The following is a 3,176-nucleotide window of genomic DNA, read 5'->3' as shown; positions in this document are numbered from 1 at the left end:
TGCTTCGTTAAATGCTCATCCGCAATTATTTACCCTCACTCAAGAGCAATCTCAAACCGTCAATGTCACTGAGTCAGTATTCGCCATTAAAGTCAATCAATGGGGACTTACCGAGCAGTATCACAAAATAACTTAGGTGATGTTTCCAATCAAACCAATACTCATTTTGATTACACGGCCAAGGCGACGGGGCTTGATCAAGTGCAATACCATGTTGCCGGTGATGATTTAACCGATAACTCTTATATTTTATTCGCCATTAATGATGGCACTGATGGTAATACGCCGCCGCAAGCGCAAGATATCAATCTGACCAGTGTCGATAATGCTAATTTAACGGTTAATTTAAGTGATTACATCAGTGATGCTGATGCTGATGGTGATGAGTTAACTGTGGCATTAGTGACCGCTCCAAGCCGTTTTAGTTTGGCTGGCAATCAAGTGAGTTATGTGCCCGATGGTTTTGTGGGGCTAGATAATGCGGTTTACAGTGTCACCGATACTAAAGGCGGCGTGGCACTGGCGCACATTACCGTATTAGCCCATAACAGCAGCGCGATTAATACTCCGCCAATGGCGCAAGATTATAGTGTGTCAATTGATTCTGCTACCACACCGACTTGGTCAATCGATCTACAAGCGTCAGGCCTCATCAGTGACGTTGATGGCGATCCACTCAAAATCACTCATCTGTTTGACAGCAATAACCGCGCCCAAATCGTCAGTAACACCAGTATTGCCTATACGCCGGCTGATTTTGTTGGCATAGATCATATTACGTATCGGGTGATTGATAACCAAGGCGGCGCTGCACTGGGTCAAATCGTGATTAACGTGACCGATTCAGATCCTGACATTGCAGTCAAACTGTCAGCACTGCCGCAAGTATTTATGGTCGATAATGGTGACAGTATTGATGTTGATTTAACACCATTAGTGAGTGCAGAAAATGCCGACACGTGGGCGTTAACGGCATTAAGCGCAGCTACTAAAGGCAGTATCAGTAATCAAGCGAATCGCAGTTTCAGTTATAGCGCCACCAGTGAAGGGGTAGAGCAGTTAACCTATACCGTGAGTGGCAATGATGCATCAGCCATGTCAGAGATTATTATCGGCATTAATGATCCGAACGCGGGTAATCAAGCCCCGCAAGCGAATAACGTGGTCGGTACCAGTTAGATGATGCGACGATTACCTTAGCGTTAACCGATGCCATTAGTGATGCTGATGGTGACAGTTTAACGGTCAGTTTAGTGTCAGCTTCAAGCCGCTTTAGTTTAACGGGTGAAACCGTGACCTTTGTGCCCAATGGCTTTATCGGCACAGACCAAGCGATTTACCAAGTCAGCGACGGTAAAGGTGGGGTCGCTTTGGGATTTGTGATTGTCAATTCAGCCGTGCAAACCGTATTAAACCAATTACCTGAAGCAAAAGATTACAGCACCACCCTCGATAGTGCTACGCAGCCCGCACTCACCATCGATTTAGTGGCATTAGGATTGATAAGTGATGCCGATGGTGACAACTTAACCTTAACTCAACTCTATGGTGGTCAAGGTCATGCAAGCATTAAAAATGCAAGCCAAATCGAGTATGTACCCGCAAGCTATGTAGGATTAGAGCAATTCAGTTATCAAGTGGATGATGGCAATGGTGGTGTCGCGATTGCGACCATCAGTGTTGAGGTCAGTAATGACAATATCAGCACCCCGCCAGCACTGGATGCCACACCGCAAATTATTGAGCTGGATAACGGCCAAAGTGTATCAGTCAATTTAAATGATTCGGTGACGACAGTGAGAGTGACCGACTGGTCATTAACCACGTTAGGCACAGCGAGTCATGGCACGATAAGTAATCAAGCGTTAAAAGGTTTTGATTATCAAGCGACCAGCGTTGGGGTGGATAACATCAGTTACCGCGTCAGTGGCGAAGGGCTTAGCGACGATTCAATGATTGTGGTGTCAGTGACTGACCCTAATAGCAATAATACTGCGCCGCAGGCCAATAACGTGTTAGGCAATACTACCGATGATACCGCACTAACCGTTTCTGTTACGGGTGCGATAAGCGATGCCGATGGTGACAGTTTAACGGTCAGCCTCGTATCCGCTTCAAGTCGCTTTAGCCTATCAGGCACAGATGTGACCTTTACCCCAAGTGGTTTTGTCGGTACGGCACAAGCCATTTATCAAGTGGAAGACGGTAAAGGCGGGGTGGCGTTTGGTTATGTGATTATCACTTCAACCGATAAAGATGCCAGCAACAACGCACCAGTCGCATTGGATGCTAGTGTGGCCATGGTGTTAAGCAGTAATAGTACGCTAGTGATTAATCTAGAGACGCAAGATGGCGGCCTTATCAGTGATGTTGATGGTGACACGCTGAGTTTAACTCGGCTTTATGGCAAAGATAATCGCGCCAGCATAGTGACAGGCAGCAATAGCATTGAATATATCCCCGCAGATTTCCGTGGTGTTGATGAAATCAGTTATCAGGTGAATGATGGCCGCGGCGGCTATGCAATAGCGACCATTAAAATCAATGTCACCGAAGCGGCATTGACAGGGATAAGGATTATTCCATCAAGTGAGAAAATCATTCCCAAAGGGGCAACGCTGCAATATCGATTAGAAGCCTTGTATGACGACAACAGTGTTGAGCCGATCAGCCAAGGTGTGCAGTGGAGCGCGGCTAATGCCGATAATAGCACGCCTGCTTATGCAACCATTGATACTCAAGGATTAGCGACAGGCATTAATGCGGGAAGTGTCAATGTCAGCGCCAGCTTTATGGGCTTTGACAAAAACGCCGTGCTGACGGTGACAGCACCGAGCTTTAGAGCGTTAAGCATTGAGCCAAGTAGTAGCACGATTCCAGTCGGCATTACAGTGCCGCATCAGTTATATGTGAAATATAACGATGGCACCAGTCATTTAGTGGCGAACCCAAGCTGGTCGGTAGAAAACGCCAGTTTAGGGGCTTTTAATGGCGCTAATGGTGTGGTTGAAGCCTTAGCTGCAGGCAGCACCCGTATTGTTGCCACCACCACAGTAGATGGTAATAGTGTCACAGCTTATGCGGATTTAGAGGTGACGAGTGAGACCTTAACCAGCTTTATCATCAGTCCTGATTTAGCGGTGAAAACCTTTGGTGAATCACAGCAATACCAAGCG

General features: G+C 46.7%; 2 protein-coding genes. Both read left to right on the top strand.

The genetic code is table 11. The annotated features are described in order from the left end of the window. The first annotated feature begins 99 nt into the window (after window positions 1–99). Window positions 100–1,179 (top strand): Ig-like domain-containing protein, encoded by a 1,080-nt coding sequence (locus tag JCM15074_RS20105; RefSeq protein WP_025823748.1) that lies wholly within the window; start codon window positions 100–102, stop codon window positions 1,177–1,179. 11 nt (window positions 1,180–1,190) lie between these two features. Beyond that, on the top strand, window positions 1,191–3,176 hold a 1,986-nt coding region (locus JCM15074_RS20100), incomplete at its 3' end, for an Ig-like domain-containing protein (RefSeq protein ID WP_306302245.1).

This window comes from Shewanella marina JCM 15074, from assembly GCF_000614975.1.
GTDB classification, from domain to species: Bacteria; Pseudomonadota; Gammaproteobacteria; order Enterobacterales; family Shewanellaceae; genus Shewanella; species Shewanella marina.
The sequence above is the reverse complement of the archived record's forward strand: the minus strand, read 5'-3'. Positions and strand labels throughout refer to the sequence as shown.

Excerpts from the sequence above, each read along its gene's own strand:
- JCM15074_RS20105 (WP_025823748.1), top strand. The coding sequence starts at position 100 with ATGGGGACTTACCGAGCAGTATCACAAAATAACTTAGGTGATGTTTCC.